15 protein-coding genes and 1 tRNA gene are annotated in these 17,929 nt (G+C 65.7%); 7 read left to right on the plus strand and 9 right to left on the minus strand.

Annotated features, from left to right (window positions below; all coding sequences use genetic code 11):
- Positions 1-9 precede the first annotated feature (9 nt).
- From HMI57_RS02400 to HMI57_RS02410, 3 genes are all read right to left on the minus strand, one after another.
- Positions 10-82 (minus strand) — tRNA-Lys (locus tag HMI57_RS02400).
- A gap of 81 nt (positions 83-163) precedes the next feature.
- Positions 164-1,240: a PQQ-dependent sugar dehydrogenase gene (locus HMI57_RS02405; RefSeq protein ID WP_171584282.1), complete on the minus strand. Its 1,077-nt coding sequence runs from the start codon at positions 1,238-1,240 to the stop codon at positions 164-166.
- A 57-nt stretch (positions 1,241-1,297) separates the two neighbouring features.
- On the minus strand, positions 1,298-1,633 hold the full coding sequence (locus HMI57_RS02410; RefSeq protein ID WP_171584283.1) for a hypothetical protein: 336 nt from the start codon (positions 1,631-1,633) through the stop codon (positions 1,298-1,300).
- Between the two features lie 117 nt (positions 1,634-1,750).
- Between HMI57_RS02410 and HMI57_RS02415 the strand changes: the two genes are divergently transcribed.
- A complete protein-coding gene (locus HMI57_RS02415; RefSeq protein ID WP_171584284.1) occupies positions 1,751-2,701 on the plus strand; it encodes a 2-hydroxyacid dehydrogenase in 951 nt (316 codons plus the stop codon).
- A gap of 48 nt (positions 2,702-2,749) precedes the next feature.
- Here HMI57_RS02415 and HMI57_RS02420 read toward each other — a convergent pair whose 3' ends face one another.
- Positions 2,750-3,241: a hypothetical protein gene (locus HMI57_RS02420; RefSeq protein WP_171584285.1), complete on the minus strand. Its 492-nt coding sequence runs from the start codon at positions 3,239-3,241 to the stop codon at positions 2,750-2,752.
- 106 nt (positions 3,242-3,347) lie between these two features.
- Between HMI57_RS02420 and ilvD the strand changes: the two genes are divergently transcribed.
- The 5 genes from ilvD (at position 3,348) to serA (ending at position 10,713) form a co-directional block, all read left to right on the plus strand.
- A complete protein-coding gene (gene ilvD / locus HMI57_RS02425) occupies positions 3,348-5,051 on the plus strand; it encodes a dihydroxy-acid dehydratase (RefSeq protein ID WP_171584286.1) in 1,704 nt (567 codons plus the stop codon).
- A gap of 379 nt (positions 5,052-5,430) precedes the next feature.
- Entirely contained in the window at positions 5,431-7,320 is a 1,890-nt protein-coding gene (locus HMI57_RS02430) for an acetolactate synthase large subunit (RefSeq protein WP_171584287.1), read from the plus strand.
- A gap of 1 nt (position 7,321) precedes the next feature.
- Positions 7,322-7,834, plus strand: coding sequence for an acetolactate synthase small subunit (ilvN, locus tag HMI57_RS02435; RefSeq protein WP_171584288.1), 513 nt, complete (start codon positions 7,322-7,324; stop codon positions 7,832-7,834).
- A gap of 83 nt (positions 7,835-7,917) precedes the next feature.
- Positions 7,918-8,943: a ketol-acid reductoisomerase gene (ilvC, locus tag HMI57_RS02440; protein WP_171584289.1), complete on the plus strand. Its 1,026-nt coding sequence runs from the start codon at positions 7,918-7,920 to the stop codon at positions 8,941-8,943.
- 177 nt (positions 8,944-9,120) lie between these two features.
- Positions 9,121-10,713, plus strand: coding sequence for a phosphoglycerate dehydrogenase (gene serA, locus HMI57_RS02445; protein WP_171584290.1), 1,593 nt, complete (start codon positions 9,121-9,123; stop codon positions 10,711-10,713).
- Between the two features lie 14 nt (positions 10,714-10,727).
- On the opposite strand, the gene HMI57_RS02450 is transcribed toward serA, so the two are convergent.
- Entirely contained in the window at positions 10,728-11,447 is a 720-nt protein-coding gene (locus tag HMI57_RS02450; protein WP_171584291.1) for a DNA alkylation repair protein, read from the minus strand.
- 72 nt (positions 11,448-11,519) lie between these two features.
- Here HMI57_RS02450 and metG point away from each other — a divergent pair, with 72 nt between their 5' ends.
- Positions 11,520-13,091, plus strand: a complete 1,572-nt coding sequence (gene metG / locus HMI57_RS02455) for a methionine--tRNA ligase (RefSeq protein ID WP_171584292.1) — start codon at positions 11,520-11,522, stop codon at positions 13,089-13,091.
- A gap of 15 nt (positions 13,092-13,106) precedes the next feature.
- On the opposite strand, the gene HMI57_RS02460 is transcribed toward metG, so the two are convergent.
- The 4 genes from HMI57_RS02460 to HMI57_RS02475 form a co-directional block, all read right to left on the minus strand.
- Positions 13,107-13,640, minus strand: a complete 534-nt coding sequence (locus tag HMI57_RS02460; protein WP_171584293.1) for a hypothetical protein — start codon at positions 13,638-13,640, stop codon at positions 13,107-13,109.
- A gap of 74 nt (positions 13,641-13,714) precedes the next feature.
- Entirely contained in the window at positions 13,715-16,234 is a 2,520-nt protein-coding gene (locus HMI57_RS02465; protein WP_171584294.1) for an FtsX-like permease family protein, read from the minus strand.
- Positions 16,235-16,237: 3 nt separating this feature from the next.
- A complete protein-coding gene (locus HMI57_RS02470; protein WP_171584295.1) occupies positions 16,238-17,029 on the minus strand; it encodes an ABC transporter ATP-binding protein in 792 nt (263 codons plus the stop codon).
- 123 nt (positions 17,030-17,152) lie between these two features.
- Entirely contained in the window at positions 17,153-17,866 is a 714-nt protein-coding gene (locus HMI57_RS02475) for a response regulator (protein WP_171584296.1), read from the minus strand.
- Positions 17,867-17,929 lie beyond the last annotated feature (63 nt).

A 17,929-nucleotide genomic window follows, 5' to 3' on the forward strand; every position in this document is an offset into this window, starting at 1 on the left:
TTCGCTGTGTGCACCCCCCGGGACTTGAACCCGGAACCCTCTGATTAAGAGTCAGATGCTCTGCCAATTGAGCTAGAGGTGCGTGTTGTTTTCGGCCCATCGGGCCAACCGCAACAGCATGAAACTCTACCAGCACATTTGCTCAAACCTGAAATTGGGAGTGCTACTGGACGGCGACGCTGAGGATTCGGGACCCGGTGCCCTCATTGGTAGCAATCCACAGGGTGCCGTTCCCGGCATCAATCACGTCCCGCAGGCGGCCATGGTTGCCGTCGAAGTGGCTGACGGGTGTGCCCGCTGCCCCCGATTGCAGCGGCACCTGCCAGAGCCGCTCCCCACGGAGGCCGCCCAGGTAGGCGACATCGTCGAGGATCGCCATCCCACTCGGTGATGAGGAAGCGGTCGAGGGCCACACCACCTGGGCATCGATGAAACCGTCCCTTCCCGGCGCGCCGGTGACCTCGGGCCAGCCGTAGTTGCCGCCGGGAGTGATGAGGTTCAGCTCGTCGTCCACCTCCGGACCGAATTCACTGGCCCAGAGTTGTCCGGCCGAATCCCAGGCGAGGCCCTGCACATTCCGGTGTCCAAGGCTGTAGACGGGGGACCCCTCCACCGGATTACCGGGGGCCGGCTCACCGTCGGCCGTGATGCGCAGGATCTTTCCCGCCAGGCTGTCTGGATCCTGTGCCAGGGGCCCGTCGGCGGCGTCCCCGGTCCCCACATAGAGGAACCCGTCCGGCCCGAACTTGATGCGGCCACCGTTGTGGATGTTGGCCTTTGGGAGGCCCGTCAGGATGTCCTCGGGATCACCCAGCCCGTCGTCGTCGTACCGGAGGCTGACAATCCGGTTATCGGTAGGGCTGGTGAGGTAGGCGAACAGCTTCGGGTCGGTGGCGAAGTCAGGGCCCACCGCGAGGCCAAGCAGTCCGCCCTCGCCCGCGGCGGCAATCGAACCGGCGAGGGAGCCGACTTCCGACACTTCGCCGTCGACCACGCGTCGGATCTCCCCGGACTCCCGTTCCGAGACCAGCACCGATCCGTCGGGCAATGCGGCCATGCTCCAGGGCACCTGAAAGCCGTTGGCAAGCGTGTCGGCGTCCGATAGCGCGGGCAGTGCTGATGGTGATGCTGATGCTGGTGGAGCGACGACGCCGGGGCTGGCCGTCGATCCGGCAGAGGGAGGGCCCCCGCCGACCAGCGGTGCGGGATCTGGCCCCGCGCAGGCAGCGATAGCCGCCATCCCCAGGACCGTGACCGCCGCAAGGCTCCAACGCCGCGGGCCAAAAACCAAGGCGGCCTAGTCCTCGGTCCGGCGTGCCGGCGGCTCGGGGCCATCTGCGGGCGGAGGGGTCTCGGCCGCCGGGGCAGCAAGCGGAGCTCGGGAATCAGTGGGAGCTGGGGCATCAGTGGGATCGGGCTCAGCCGGTGGGCGGTGGAGACCCGATTCCGGGGCCGAATTCATCACCAGAGGAGGCTGGGGGACGGCGTCGGTGAGGCCCTGGGTCATGGTGGGCGCCTCGTGGTCAAACTCGCCGCGCCCAGCACTGTCGGACTCGCCCGACCGGCGGCCCCGGAACCACCAGACCGCTCCGATCACGACGACGATCAGCACTACCCAGAGAACTACATCCATGCCACACACCCGCTTCCTGCTGGACAATCGGACTCCCTCGACCGTACGACCAACCTTCCCGGGTGTCTACCAGTCCGCCCATGTTGCCGCACGCAGCAGGGCGCTAGGCTTTTGAGGATGAAAACGATCAGGACAGTCTCAGTACCCAGCGAAGAAATGCTCGAAGCGCTTCAACCGGCGCCGGAGGGGATTCAGCTGGTGCTGTGGGATTTCACCGGCGAGCCCGTCGGAGCTGACCTTGCTGACATTGACGCGGCGATCCTGCCGTACATGTCCTCGCCGGACCAGTTCGGCGAAGCAGTGAAGAGCGCTCCCAACCTGCGGCTGGTGCATACGCAGTCCACCGGGTACGAGGGCATCCCGGAGCTGGTGGGCGAGGACGTCGCCGTCGTGAGTGCTGCAGGTGTCCATGCCGCTGCCACTGCTGAACTCGCCCTCGGCCTGATGATCGCCTCCCTGCGCGGTATTGACGACGCCGTTCGGAACCAGACCCTGGGCCAGTGGAAACCGGCACGCTATCCCGGCCTCGCGGACCGCAGGGTGCTCCTGGTGGGTGTCGGGGGGATCGGCGTCGAGATCGCCCGAAGGCTTGCTCCGTTTGAGGTCGAACTGACCCGGGTGGGCAGTGCAGCGCGCGACGATGAATCCGGACACGTTCATGGGACCGATGAGCTGGTGGGGCTGGCCGCTCAGGCAGAGGTGCTGGTGATCATCACGCCGCTCACTGACTCGACGCGGTCCCTGATCAACGCCGAGGTGCTGGCTGCGATGCCCGACGGCGCACTGGTCGTCAACGTTGCCCGCGGCGCCGTCGTGGACAGCGAGGCGCTGACCTCCGAGGTGGTGTCCGGTCGGCTGAAGGCGGCCGTGGACGTGTTCGATCCGGAACCGGTCCCCGAGGGCCATCCGCTGTGGTCAGCCACCGGCTCATTGATCACCCCCCACAGCGGAGGCAATACCGGCGCATTCTGGCCACGCATGATCAAGCTGCTGCAACGCCAGCTGGACAGCTTCGCCGCAGGCGAGGAGCCGGAAAACCTGGTGCAGCGCGGATCCCTCTTCAGCTGAGCCGCGCACGCTCAGCGCGCCGGCCGCCAACGCTCAGGGCAGGACAAGCTAGGCCATCGCGACGAAGGCCGTCATGAACGCGTCGAAATCGGTGTGATCCTCCCGCTGGTCGATGACCAGGCGGGCGTGGGGTCCAGAGCTGAACCGGGCCTCCGGCTGGACACCGAACCGGAAGGTCTTGCCCGTACTGGTGCCCACCTCAAAGCGGCCGTTGGCGAGGCGGTAGGCGTGCGACAGGTTGGTCATATTGATTTCCACCGGGACGCCGGTAGCCGTGAGCGTGTGCGAGTCCACGGGGGCGATCATGATCTCCGTGGGCTTCCACCGGTAGCCCACCACGTAATACCTGGGCGTCACCACGCGGGCACCGTCGGACTCCCGCTGCTGGAAGTGTTCGTTGGCCGCGAAGACCAGGTTGTAGTCGCCGTAGTTGGGGATCTGTGAATCGAAGACCCTGCGGAGATCGTCTTTGAGCTGGTTGCTGTCGGGTGCCCTCTTAGGCGGGTCCGGCTGGGAAGTGTCCGATGGAGGCGTCGACATAGTGCCAAGTTTACGTGCCCGGGCGTTCTTCGGCTGAGGTGAGGTTCCCGTAACAGGCCGGTCACATGGCGAACATGTGAAACCGCTTACGCCTAGACTTTCACCCATGAGCGTGGAAACTACCCCTGATATCAAGCCGCGAAGCCGGGCCGTCACCGATGGATTTGAGCGGGCTCCGGCCCGTGGAATGCTCCGGGCCGTCGGTATGGGCGACGACGATTTTGCCAAGCCGCAGATTGGCGTCGCGAGTTCGTGGAACGAAATTACCCCCTGCAACCTGTCCCTGAACCGGCTTGCGCAGAGCGCCAAGGAAGGCGTGCATGCCGGCGGCGGATTCCCCATGCAGTTCGGCACCATCTCCGTCTCCGACGGCATCTCCATGGGACACTCCGGGATGCATTTCTCGCTGGTCTCGCGGGAAGTGATCGCCGATTCGGTGGAAACGGTCATGGAAGCCGAACGGATCGACGGGTCAGTGCTGCTCGCAGGGTGCGACAAGTCGCTGCCCGGCATGCTGATGGCAGCGGCACGGCTGAATCTTGCCAGCGTCTTCCTCTACGGCGGATCGATCATGCCGGGCTGGGTGAAGCTTGAGGACGGCACCGAACGCGAAGTGACGCTGATCGACGCGTTCGAGGCGGTGGGTGCCTGTGCCGCCGGCAAGATGAGCGAGGAAGACCTCACCCGCATCGAGAAGGCTGTCTGCCCCGGCGAAGGAGCCTGCGGTGGCATGTACACGGCCAACACCATGGCCTGCATCGGCGAAGCGCTCGGCATGTCACTACCCGGCTCGGCGGCCCCGCCGTCGGCCGACCGCCGCCGCGACGAGTTCGCCCGCAAATCCGGTGAGGCGGTCGTCAACCTGCTGCGCCTGGGCATCACCGCGCGCGACATCATGACCCGCAAGGCGTTCGAGAACGCGATTGCCGTCACCATGGCCTTCGGCGGTTCGACCAACGCCGTACTTCACCTGCTCGCCATCGCCCGCGAGGCCGAGGTGGAACTGACCCTCGACGACTTCAACCGCATCGGCGACAAGATCCCGCACCTCGGGGACCTCAAGCCGTTCGGCCGCTACGTCATGACCGACGTCGACAAGGTAGGCGGCGTTCCCGTCATCATGCGCGCCCTGCTCGACGCCGGGCTGCTGCATGGCGACGTCATGACCGTCACCGGCAAGACGCTCGCCGAGAACCTGGCCTCGATCAACCCGCCGGACCTCGACGGCAAGATCCTCCGAGCGCTGGACAACCCCATCCACGCCAGCGGCGGCATCACCATCGTCAAGGGATCGCTGGCACCCGAGGGCGCCGTCGTCAAGACCGCAGGCTTCGACGCCGAGGTGTTCGAAGGAACCGCCCGCGTGTTCGAGCGGGAGCAGGGAGCCCTGAAGGCGCTCGCCGACGGCGAGGTCAAAGCCGGCGACGTCGTCGTCATCCGCTACGAGGGCCCCAAGGGCGGCCCGGGAATGCGCGAGATGCTCGCCATCACCGGCGCGATCAAGGGTGCAGGCCTCGGCAAGGATGTGCTGCTGCTGACCGACGGACGCTTCTCCGGAGGCACCACCGGCCTGTGCATTGGACACGTCGCTCCCGAAGCCGTCGACGGCGGGCCGATCGCGTTCGTGAAGGACGGCGACCGGATCCGGGTCGACATCCCCAACAAGAGCTTCGACCTACTGGTTGACGAGGCCGAGCTGGAAAGCCGCAAGGTGGGCTGGGAGCCCCTGCCAGCGATCTACACCAAGGGCGTGCTGGCCAAGTACGCGAAGCTGGTGCACTCGGCCTCCGAGGGTGCTTACTGCGGCTAACCGCCGAACCGTGAACTCTGGTGGGTCCAGGACCCCTGAACCCACCAGAGCCCACTTCTCGACGGGGAAATCCGACCCCCGACGGTCCACCGACAACATCAGTTAGTGTCCACTAACTGGACGGTGTGTCCACATAGTGAGACGGCAGAGGGTGCCGTTTGACACCCCCTGAGGGTGAGTGGAAACTACAGATATGCAACACGATTCCGTAGTAGTCCTTCTTACCAAGCGCGTGGCCTAAAGCCCGACTGGTAGTACTACGTCACGCGCAACCCCTCACGGAGCCAACCAGGCTGAGGGGTTTTTTTGTTCCCACCGGACACAAAGCGCACGACACCCGAAGTACACGTGCAGTACCGATTCATCAAGGAAGTCACCAATGTCCAAGGGATCGCCCTCCAGCCCCTCGCTGATGGCCAAACCAACCGCTCCGGCGGCTCCGGCGCGCAGCCAGCCCCGTGACGCAGTGCAGGCCGTCCAGCCGACTGCCGTCCGTGGGCCCAACACTGTTGTTCCACCCACCGAGATGCTCGGATCCGCTGCGATCGTGCGTTCACTCGAGGAACTCGGCGTCGACGACATCTTCGGTCTTCCAGGCGGTGCCATCCTCCCGACCTACGACCCGCTGCTAGCTTCCAAAAAGCTCAGGCACATCCTGGTCCGGCACGAACAGGGCGCCGGGCACGCAGCCCAGGGGTACGCCATGGTGACCGGCCGACCGGGCGTCTGCATCGTCACCTCCGGACCCGGAGCCACCAACCTCGTCACGGCGATCGCCGACGCCCACATGGACTCGGTCCCGATGGTGATCATCACCGGTCAGGTCAACAGTGCAGTGATCGGATCGGACGCCTTCCAGGAGGCGGACATCGTCGGCATCACCATGCCGATCACCAAGCACTCCTACCTGGTCACCAAAGCAGCCGACATCCCTCGCGTCATCGCCGAGGCCTTCCACATTGCATCCACCGGCCGGCCCGGTCCGGTGCTGGTGGATATCTCCAAGGACGCCCAGCAGGCCACCACGATGTTCTCCTGGCCTCCCCGGATCGACCTGCCCGGCTACAAGACGGTGGTCCGCGGACACTCCAAGCAGGTCCGTGAAGCCGCACGGCTGATCGGCGAATCCCAACGGCCTGTGCTGTACGTGGGTGGCGGAGTCATCAAGGCCCACGCCGCCGCCGAGCTGAAGGAACTGGCCGAACTGGTTGGTGCGCCGGTAGTCACAACCCTGATGGCGCGCGGCGTGTTCCCCGATTCCCACAAACAGCACGTCGGCATGCCCGGGATGCACGGCTCCGTGTCAGCGGTGACCGCACTGCAGCAGTCGGACCTGCTCATCACCCTCGGCGCCCGGTTCGACGACCGCGTCACCGGTGTCCTGTCCACCTTCGCCCCCGGCGCCAAGGTGATCCACGCAGACATCGACCCGGCAGAAATCTCCAAGAACCGCACGGCCGATGTCCCCATCGTGGGGTCGGTCAAGGAGATCATGCCCGAGCTCACCAACGCACTGCGGGAGCAGTTCGCCGCCACCGGAGCCCCGAACCTCGAGGCCTGGTGGACCATGATCAACCGGCTCCGCGAAACCTATCCGATGGGCTACACCCAACCCGACGACGGTCTCTCGGCACCGCAGCACGTGATCAAGCGGATCGGCGAAATGACCGGACCCGAGGGTGTCTACGCCGCCGGCGTTGGCCAGCACCAGATGTGGGCCGCCCAGTTCATCAAGTACGAGCGCCCCCACGCCTGGCTGAACTCCGGGGGACTGGGCACGATGGGATACGCGGTGCCCGCCGCCATGGGCGCCAAGGTGGGCAACCCGGACCGGGTGGTCTGGGCGATTGACGGCGACGGCTGCTTCCAGATGACCAACCAGGAACTGGCCACCTGCGTCATCAACAACATCCCGATCAAGGTGGCAGTGATCAACAACTCCTCCCTCGGGATGGTCCGCCAGTGGCAGACCCTGTTCTACGAGGGCAGGTACTCCAACACCGACCTGAACACCGGTCACGACACCGTCAGGGTGCCCGACTTCGTGAAGCTCGCTGACGCCTACGGGTGTGCCGGACTGCGGTGCGAACGCGACGAGGACATCGACTCGACCATCGCCCAGGCGTTGGAGATCAACGACCGCCCCGTCGTCATTGACTTCGTGGTCAGCCGCGACTCAATGGTGTGGCCGATGGTCCCCTCAGGAGTCAGCAACGACCTCATCCAGATTGCCCGCAACATGACCCCGGACTGGGAGCAGGAGGATTAAGATGGCCCGTCACACGCTTTCAGTTCTGGTCGAGGATGTTCCAGGCGTCCTGACCCGCGTCGCCAGCCTCTTTGCGCGCCGCGCGTTCAACATCAACTCTTTGGCGGTCGGCCCCACCGAGGTCCAGGGCATGTCCCGGATCACGGTGGTGGTTGAAGCCGAGGGTGACCTGCTCGAACAGGTCACCAAGCAACTGAACAAGCTCATCAACGTGATCAAGATTGTTGAGCTGATTCCCGAGTCCTCCGTGCAACGCGACCACATCCTGGTCAAGGTGCGGGCGGACGCCGCAACCCGGCTGCAGGTAACCCAGGCAGCCGATTTGTTCAGGGCATCGGTGGTGGACGTCTCGACCGACGCCCTCATCATCGAAGCCACGGGTACCGCCGAGAAGCTCACCGCGCTTCTGTCAGTGCTCGAGCCCTTCGGGATTCGCGAAATTGTTCAGTCCGGAACCCTTGCCGTTGGCCGCGGAGCGAAGTCCATGAGCGACCGCGCCCTCCGCAGCGCCTAGAAAGACAGCGCCCGGGACCTCCAGGGCAGTTCCACCAAGACCACAGCTGGACTCCAGCAAGAAAACACACAGGAGATAAACAAGTGACTGAGTTGTTCTACGACGACGACGCCGACCTTTCAATCATCCAGGGCCGCACCGTGGCCGTCATCGGCTACGGCAGCCAGGGCCACGCACATGCGCTGAGCCTCCGCGATTCCGGCGTCGATGTCCGCGTTGGCTTGAAGGAGGGCTCGAAGTCCCGTGCCAAGGCCGAGGCCGAGGGTCTGCGCGTCCTGAACGTCGCCGACGCCACCGCCGAGGCCGACCTCATCATGGTGCTCACTCCCGACCAGGTACAGCGCCACGTGTATGCGGAGGACATTGCCCCGAACCTCCAGGCCGGCGACGCCCTGTTCTTCGGTCACGGCTTCAACATCCGTTACGGCTACATCAAGGCACCCGCCGACGTCGACGTCGCACTGGTGGCGCCCAAGGGTCCGGGCCACATTGTGCGCCGCGAGTTCGAGGCAGGCAGGGGTGTTCCCGACCTGATCGCCGTCGAGCAGAACCCCTCCGGCAAGGCGCGTGAACTGGCGCTGTCCTACGCCAAGGCCATCGGCGGCACCCGCGCCGGGGTCATCGAGACCACCTTCACCGAGGAGACCGAAACCGACCTCTTCGGCGAGCAGGCAGTCCTCTGCGGTGGCGCGTCACAGCTCATCCAGTACGGCTTCGAAACCTTGACCGAGGCCGGTTACAAGCCCGAGGTCGCCTACTTCGAGGTGCTCCACGAGCTCAAGCTGATCGTCGACCTGATGGTCGAGGGTGGCATCGCCAAGCAGCGCTGGAGCGTCTCCGACACCGCCGAGTACGGCGACTACGTTTCGGGCCCCCGGGTCATCGACGCGTCGGTGAAGGAAAACATGAAGGCTGTCCTCGCGGACATCCAGAACGGTGCCTTCGCGAAGCGCTTCATCGACGACCAGGACAACGGCGGCAAGGAATTCGCCGAACTCCGCAAGAAGGGCGAGGACCACCCCATCGAGGCCACCGGCCGCGAACTGCGGAAGCTCTTCTCCTGGATCAAGACGAATGACGACTACAACGAGGGTTCGGTAGCCCGCTAGGCCAGCCCCGCTGGTGATCCGGCAGCTGCACTCGGCCAGGGCGCTCAGGCGTCCTGGCCGAGTGCTGTCCGGGCATCGCCGGTAACAAAGCGGCCCAGAGGCAGCGCCCCAATAGACTGGCCACACCGCCACGAATTCACTCATTCACACCCAGCACAGCAGCGAAGGATCACACCCGTGACCAGCAAACCCGTAGTTCTCCTTGCCGAGGAGCTTTCCCCTGCCACAATCGAGGCCCTCGGCCCCGATTTTGAGATCCGGCAGACTGACGGCTCGGACCGCGGCCAGCTGCTCGCCGCGATTGCCGACGTCGACGCCATCCTGGTGCGCTCCGCCACCCAGGTGGACGCTGAGGCCATCGCCGCCGCACCGAAGCTGAAGGTCATTGCCCGCGCCGGGGTGGGTCTGGACAACGTCGACATCAAGGCTGCCACCCAGGCCGGGGTGATGGTGGTCAACGCCCCGACATCCAACATCATCTCCGCCGCCGAACTGACCGTCGGCCACATCCTCAGCCTCGCCCGCCACATCCCGCAGGCCAGCGCCGCGCTCAAGGGCGGCGAATGGAAGCGCTCCAAGTATTCGGGCATCGAACTGTACGAAAAGAAGGTCGGCATCATCGGCCTCGGCCGGATCGGCGCACTCGTCGCCGCCCGCCTGCAGGGTTTCGATACCGAAATCCTTGCCTATGACCCGTACATCACCTCGGCGCGCGCCGCCCAGCTCGGAGTCCAGCTGGTCACTCTTGATGAACTGCTGGAACAGTCCGATTTCATCACCATCCACATGCCCAAGACGCCCGAAACGATCGGCATGCTCGGCGAGGCGGCCTTCCAGAAGATGAAGCCCTCTGCCTACGTGGTCAACGTGGCACGCGGGGGACTGGTCGATGAGGCAGCACTCTTCGCGGCCCTCCAGGCGAACGAGATCGCCGGGGCCGGCGTCGACGTGTTCGTCACGGAACCCAGCACCGATCTGCCGTTCTTCACCCTCGACAACGTGGTGGTCACCCCACACCTTGGCGCCTCCACTGATGAGGCCCAGGAAAAGGCAGGGGTTTCGGTCGCCAAATCGGTGCGGCTCGCACTCGCCGGTGAACTGGTCCCCGACGCCGTGAACGTCGCCGGCGGCGTCATCGCCCCCGAGGTGCGCCCCGGCATTCCGCTGATCGAGAAGCTTGGCCGGATTTTCACCGCGCTGACCCACGATTCACTCACCCAGATCGAGGTGGAAGTGGCCGGCGAGATTGCGTCCCTCGATGTGAAGGCGCTTGAGCTCGCCGCCCTCAAGGGGGTCTTCACCGACATTGTCTCCGAGCAGGTGTCCTACGTGAACGCGCCGGTCCTCGCCGAACAGCGCGGCATCAACACCCGGCTGGTCACGACGCCCGAATCGGAGGAGTACCGCAACGTGCTCACCATCCGCGGCGCGCTCTCCGACGGTTCGCAAATCTCGGTGGCTGGCACCCTGACCGGTCCGAAGCAGATCGAGAAGCTGGTGGGAGTCAACGGGTACGACCTCGAGATCCCGATCAGCGAGCACCTGCTGGTGCTGCTGTACCAGGACCGTCCCGGTGTCATTGGCACTCTGGGCAGGTTGCTGGGCGAGCGGGAGATCAACATCGCGGGAATGCAGGTGGCCCGCAACACCGAGGGCGGCCAGGCCCTGTCCCTGCTGACCGTCGACAGCTCAGTGCCTCAGGATGTCCTCGACGCCGTGAAGGAAGCGATCGGCGCCACGGTGGCCCGCGAAGTGGACCTGCAGAGCTAGTTGACGCTGCGGAGCTAGCCATCCAGGTGTTTGAGGGCCTCTCGCCGTGACAGCGGTGAGAGGCCCCTTTCATTGCGTCGAACGAAATCCAGCACCCAGTCAGGGTCGGTCTTCGCGTACTCCCTGAGAGCCCACCCGATCGCCTTGCGGATAAAGAATTCGTTGCCGTACCGGCTGTCGGCCAGATTTTCTCCGACGACGTCGGCCAGGAGATCGGTGTCGGTGGCGTTCTTGCTGGAGAGCTGGCACAGGATCGCCGTGCGGCGCACCCAGAGGTGACCGTCGCGGCCCCAGGACCTCATCAGCGGCGTCACATCCTGGGGGTTCGCCCGCAGGATCGGGCCCACGCCGTGGCTCGCGATGACGTCGATGAAATCCCACCACGCGCCAGTCTCCACCAGATGCCGGTACAGGGCCAGCGTCTGCATGTCCTGGTAGGTGCCGTAGAGGCGGTGACTCATCAGCGCGATCGCGGCATAGCGTTCCTCCCGGTGGGAGGCTTCATCCCACAGGTGCCGGACCGCCCACTCCCACTGCGGCCGGTCAGGGAGAGGATGCCCGGCGAACACCTCACGGCAGGCCACCCTGAGAGGCTGGGACTGCACCCCCAGGTAGGGCATCTCCGACTTCATGTACGCCTGCATCCGGGGCGCCTTCAGTGGGTCTGCCACCGACTGCAACCGTTCCCGGACGGCGGCAACCAGTTCCTCCGCCTCGTGCTGGATAAGGACCATGTCAGGGACGCTACCAGCGGGCTGCCCGGTCACGAAGCGACAACCGGGCAGAAAACAGGGTAATTTCTTTAGGTGACATCCACAGAGCAGCTGCCCGCGTACTACCTCACCACCGCCATCTCGTACCCCAACGGGACACCGCACATCGGTCATGCCTACGAGGCGATCGCCACCGACGCGCTGGCCCGGTTCAAGCGGCTCGATGGCTACGACGTCATGTTCCTGACCGGCACTGACGAGCACGGACTGAAGATGCAGCAGACCGCCGACAAGGAGGGCATCCCGGTCCGCGATCTGGCCACCCGCAACGCCCAGGCGTTCCAGGCCATGAACGACGACGTCGGCAGCTCCTACAACCGGTTCATCCGCACCACCGACGCCGACCACTACGCGGCGGCGACGGAGATCTGGAAGCTGATGGAAGCCCGGGGAGACATCTACCTGGACAAGTACGCCGGCTGGTACTCGGTGCGGGACGAGGCTTTCTACAGCGACGACGACACCGACGTCCGCGAGGACGGCATCCGCTACGCCACGGAGACTGACACCGAGGTGACCTGGACCGAGGAAGAAAGCTACTTCTTCCGGCTGTCCGCCTACCAGGACAAGCTCCTCGCCCTGTACTCGGACCAGCCCGAGTTCGGCGCGCCCCAGTCACGGTTCAACGAAGTGATCAGCTTCGTCAAGCGCGGCCTGGAGGACCTGTCGATCAGCCGGACCACCTTCGACTGGGGGGTTCCCGTCCCCGGAAACAAGGACCACGTGATGTACGTGTGGGTGGATGCCCTCACCAACTACCTCACCGGCGTCGGGTTCCCCGATGTCGAGTCGGAGCGGTTCAGGAAGTTCTGGCCGGCCGACGTCCATGTGATCGGCAAGGACATCTCACGGTTCCACGCGATCTACTGGCCGGCGTTCCTGATGTCAGCCGGGCTTGAGCTGCCGAAGCGGATCATGATCCACGGCTTCCTGTTCAACAAGGGCGTCAAGATGTCCAAGTCCCTGGGCAACACCGTGGCGCCCAGAGACTGGGTGAACCAGTACGGTCTCGACCAGGTCCGGTTCTTCCTGCTCCGCGAGGTGCCCTTCGGCGCCGACGGTTCCTACAGCCACGAGGCAATCGTGGGCCGCATGAATTCCGACCTGGCGAATAACCTGGGCAACCTGGCCCAGCGGTCCCTGTCGATGGTCGCGAAGAACTGCGACGCGCAGGTGCCAGCGCCGTCGTCGTTCGCGCCAGCCGACGAGGCCATCCTGGCTCAGGCCGGCCGGTTGCTTGAGGCTGCCCGCGCTGCATTCGACCGCCAGGAGTTCTCCCGCGCGCTGGAACTGATCTGGGGCGTGCTGGGCGACACCAACGCCTACTTCGCCGACCAGCAGCCCTGGGTGCTCCGGAAGACCGACACCGAACGGATGAACACGGTGCTGTACGTGACGCTGGAGGTGCTGCGGATCGTTTCGATCCTCGCGCAGCCGGTGATGCCTGTTGGCGCCGGACGGCTGCTCACCGCCCTGGGTCAGGGCACCGGGCCCGACGACGCCGCGCGTCAGTTCAGCGCCATCGGGACTCCCTTGGTTGCCGGAACGGCCCTGCCGGCGCCGTCGCCCATCTTCCCGAAGTATGAGGAGCCGGCCGAAGGCTAGGGCAAATCCCGGGCCCTAGTGGTCGCCCGAGAGGAACCGCTCGGGTGCTGTCTCACGCATGATGTGGGCCAGCTGCTCCTGCTGCTTGCGGGCGCGATCGGTAAGCCGCCGGAGTTGCTCGGAGTCCAGCGCGGTTGATCCTGACTCGGTCAGCGCGTCAAGGGTCTCCCACATGCATTCCTTGCCGCGGACCGCGCTCTGCAGGGCTTCCAACTCCAGCTGGGCTCCGCTGCCCTTGTCCGAGCGGCGGAGGTTGAGCGGATTGACCTTGCTGAGCTGCGCGCCGACCTGGGCAATGACCATCTTGACCTTGCTCGGGGTGTAGCCGAGGGAACTGATGATCTGTGCCAGTTCTTTCCGGTCGGCGGCGATCTCCTGGGTCAGCGAAGCGAAGGTTTGCTCGTGTTTGGTGCCGCGCCACGATTCCTGAGCGGTGGAGAAGAGCTTCACTCCCGACGCGGCAGCTACCAGATGGTCATCCAGGTAGGCCGATAGCCTGCTGGAATCCGCTGGGTTGGAGTTGCTGCGCGGTGTCGGAGAGTGTGACATGGATTGAGCCTTTCGAGCGGAACCTGCGAATAATGACTTCCATCTTCGCAGGTTCCGCGCCGGGGGACGCTGGTTTATGCGGTGGCGAGCCCCTCCACCGGCGATAGCCGGGCTGCCCGGCGGGCTGGCAGCACCGAGGCCAACAGCGCCGCAATGACCGCCACCGCGAGCACACCTAGTAACTGCACCCACGGGATGGACGGTGTGACCGGCGTGATTGCCCCCAGCGCCGACTGCACGCCAAGCCACCCGTAAACCACGCCCAGCAGGCAACCGAAGGCCGCCGCGACACCGGCGATCAGCACCGCCTCGACGGCCAGCATCCCGCGCAGTTGCGCCCGGGTGAGCCCGAGGGCCCGCAGCAGTGACGACTCGCGGGTGCGTTCGAGCACCGAGAGGGAGAGCGTGTTGGCCACGCCGATCAACGCGATCAGGACAGCGACAGCGAGCAGTGCCGTCACCACCAGCAGGATGACGTCGATGATCTGGTTGAAGGACACCCGTTCGATCGCTGCGCCGTTGACCTGGTACTCCGAGACGTTGAGCGCCTCGACGATGTCCGACCGTAGCCCGGTCACTCCCGCAGCATCGAGCGAGTCGTCGAGTTTCATCCACACGATGCCTGTCTCGTCACCGAGTGCCGTGACACCGGGCAGGGGTGCTGTGCCCAGCTCCGCGGCCGTTGCGGTGGTGATCGTTGGCACGAAGATCTGGGTCTGCACCTCCTGGACCGGCAGGGTCACCGGACCATCCGCCCCCGCCAGCGTCACCTCGGTGAGCCCGGAGTCCTGGGGCATGAACACCACGTCGTCAACCAGCACGAGATCCTCACTGCGCAGGACCGCTTCGGCTTCGTCGGGGGAGATCGCGTACACCGGCATCGCACCGGCCGCGTCGTCGGAAACAGCGGCGACTGACAGGGCCAGCGCCGCATCGACTCCCTCCAGCCGTTCAACAGTCGTCACAGCAGTGTCAGCCGCGGCGGCGTTTCCCACCTGCTGGACGGCAAGGTCCACCGGATAGTTGGCTCCCAACTCGGCCTCGAAAGCCGCCCGTGAAGTTTGCGCGCCGGCCATCATCATGGTGACCAGGGTGACTCCCACCAGCAGCGCGCTAGCGGTGGCAGTGGTCCGGGCGGGATTGCGGACTGCGTTGATCGCGGCGAGCCGACCCGGGACGCCCAGGGGAGTGGCGAGCTTCCCGACGGCGGTCACCAGGGCGGGGAGAAACAGTGACGCGCACAGCAGCACACCCACGAAGGACAGCACTCCGCCCGGTAGCGCGATCACCAGCGCCGACGACGCCGCACCCACCCCGAGCAGCCCTGCACCGAGCAGGACCAGCACCAGTCCGAGGACCAGGCGCACCTTGCCCCTCCGGGTTTCAGTCGTGGCATCCTCCGCCGGGCGCAGCGCTTCGAGCGGTGCGACGGCGGTGGCAGCGCGGGCCGGCACGAATGCGGCCACCAGGGTCATCACCACGCCAACGATGAGCCCGACCAGGACCGACGACGTCGGAATGGCCAGGGTAGCGAACTCGGTGCTGTCCTGCGCGGCGGCAAGGCTGACCAGTGCCCACATCACGCTGGCGGCCAGCAGTACGCCCAGCACTGACGACACCAGGCCAACGATGCCTGCCTCGATCAGGACCGAGCGGCGAATCTGTGCCCGCGAGGCACCGATGCAGCGCAGCAACGCCAGGTCACGGGTCCGCTGGGCCACGAGCACCGAGAAGGTGTTGGCGATGACCAACACGGTGACCAGTATGGCGACGACGGCGAACGCCAGCAGGATGACCGTCAGCTGGTCGGTGCCCCCGGAGAGGGCTGCGACGTCGGCCGTCACCTGCTCGGCACTGGTGCGGACCTCGGCGGACACTCCGGCGGCTGAAAGGGCTGCCGCCGTCTCATCCCTTACGTCCTCCACGGCGGCCGAACCGTCGAGAGCCAGCTGGGCAGTGGTGGCCTGGGGCGGAGCCTCGCCGGGAGAGGAAATACTGAGGGACTCCACGAGGTCCGGCGTGGCGTACACGTGGGGCAACCCGGCGAGGTAGGGATCGGCTGAATTCTCGGTGATCCCCGTCAGCGTGACGGCCACGCTCTTCGGGGGCAACGGTTCGCCGTCGGGTGAGTACTGGGTCTGCTCCAGCGAGAGGCTGTCACCGACGCCCAATCCCAACTGGGAAGCCGCCGTCTCGTCGATGGTGATGCCTGTGCCATCGACTGGCAGGTGGCCGTCAGCGAGCGTTGAGGCCTGAAGTCTGTCAGGGGCGGTGCTCAGGACGAAGACGTCCGCCGGCCCCGTCGGAAGACTCAGGGTGGAGATGGTTCGCTGTGCGGCATGCACGGCGGCGACGCCGTCGATACCTGAGAGGAGTTGCTCGGTTTCTACAGCTGACCCAGCGCCTTCATCGAGGGAGACCACCAGGTCGGCTTTGGCGTAGGTGGCTCCGAGGCTTTGCTGAAGGGAGGCCTGGGTGGTCCCGGAGACCATCAGGGTCGCCGAGAGAAACCCGACGCCGAGCATGACTGCCAGCCCTACCGCGACGAACCGCCGGGCGTGCATCCGGACCTGGGCAAGCGCAACCTGCAGCACGGCCTACGCTCCCAGTCCGGCGAGTGCCTTGGAGATGACGTCAGGGGTGCTGCGGTCCAGTTGGCCCACCAGTTCACCGTCGTTCATCAACAGGATGCTGTCGGCGTAGGACGCGGCGACGGGGTCGTGGGTCACCATGATGATGCTCTGCCCCATTTCCCGGGTGCTGCGGCGCAGCAGCGAGAGCACCTCAGCGCCGGAGCGCGAGTCAAGGTTACCGGTGGGTTCATCACCGAACAGGACGTCCGGGCGGGTCAGCAGCGCCCGGGCCACTGCCACGCGCTGCTGCTGGCCGCCGGACAGCTCATGTGGCCGGTGGATGAGCCGGTCGGTTAGTCCGAGGGTGGTGCAGATCTGGGCCAGCCAGTCGGCATCGACGGTGCCGCCGGCGAGCGCCACCGGCAGCGTGATGTTCTGCTCGGCGGTGAGCGTGGGGATCAGGTTGTAGGCCTGGAAGACGAAACCGATCCGGTCGCGGCGCAGGCGGGTCAACTCGTTGTCGCTCAGTCCCGTGATCTCGGTTCCGCCGATCCACACGCGGCCGGAGTCGGCGGTGTCCAGGCCCGCCAGGCAGTGCATCAGGGTGGACTTGCCCGATCCGGACGGTCCCATGATTGCGGTGAACCTGGCCCGTTCGAAGGTCACACTGACCTCCTTCAGCGCATGCACACGGGTATCCGCGCGTCCGTAGGTCTTGGAGAGGGAGTCGGCTGACGCAGCGGGTCCTGGACCGGAGGGTTCCTCAGTGCTGGACGACGTCGACGGGTGGTCGGCAGTGTTTGCAGAAGTTGTCATACTTCAACGCTAGGGCTGCGGTCCCTGCAACGGATCAGCCTGGGGGCCGGTCTCGCCGAGGGTCTGTCTCATCCCGCGGGATGAGGTAGCGGGAAAGGCGGGATGAGTGCGGCCGAACCCGGGCTAGGGCTGCACCACTGACGTTTCGTAGGCAATCAGAACCGCCTGCACGCGGTCCCTGGCCTGAAGCTTCGCGAGGATATGGCCCACATGGGTCTTCACCGTCGCCTCGGAAAGGTAGAGACTGCGCGCAATTTCCGGGTTGGAGAGCCCACGGGCGATCAGTTCGAAGACCTCCCGCTCACGCGCGGTCAACGACCTCACCGCATCGGCGTTGGCTCCCGTCGCGGGGGAGGAACGGCGCAGCATCGGGGCGACATGATCCAGCAGCCGTCGGGTGGTGGACGGCGCGATCACAGCGTCCCCCCGGTACACGGTGCGGATCGCCTCGAGCAGCTCCTCGGGTGGTGCGTCCTTGAGCAGAAACCCGCTGGCACCGGCCTGGATGGCTGCGAGTGCGTACTCGTCCAGATCGAAGGTGGTCAGCACCACGATCTTCGGGCCGCTCCGTTCCTCAGCGGTGGGGTCGGAGGATGCCTGCGCCAGGATGCGACGGGTTGCCTCGATGCCGTCCATTCCCGGCATTCTGACGTCCATCAGCACCACGTCGGCGCGGGTCGTCTGCAGGGCCGCGACGGCCTCGGTGCCGTTGCCCGCCTCGCACACCACCAACAGATCAGGCTGCGAATTGATCAGCATGGTGAAACCGCTGCGAACCAGCCGCTGATCATCCACGAGGGCAACCCGGATGGTGGGGCGCTCGGGTGCGGTGTTCACGGCCGAAGACTTGGCAGGGGAGCTGCTCGGCAGGGCGTTGGCCGGGGCGGGATCGGCGGGGTC

The sequence above is a fragment of the Arthrobacter sp. 260 genome, assembly GCF_013116745.1.
Lineage (GTDB): Bacteria > Actinomycetota > Actinomycetes > Actinomycetales > Micrococcaceae > Arthrobacter_D.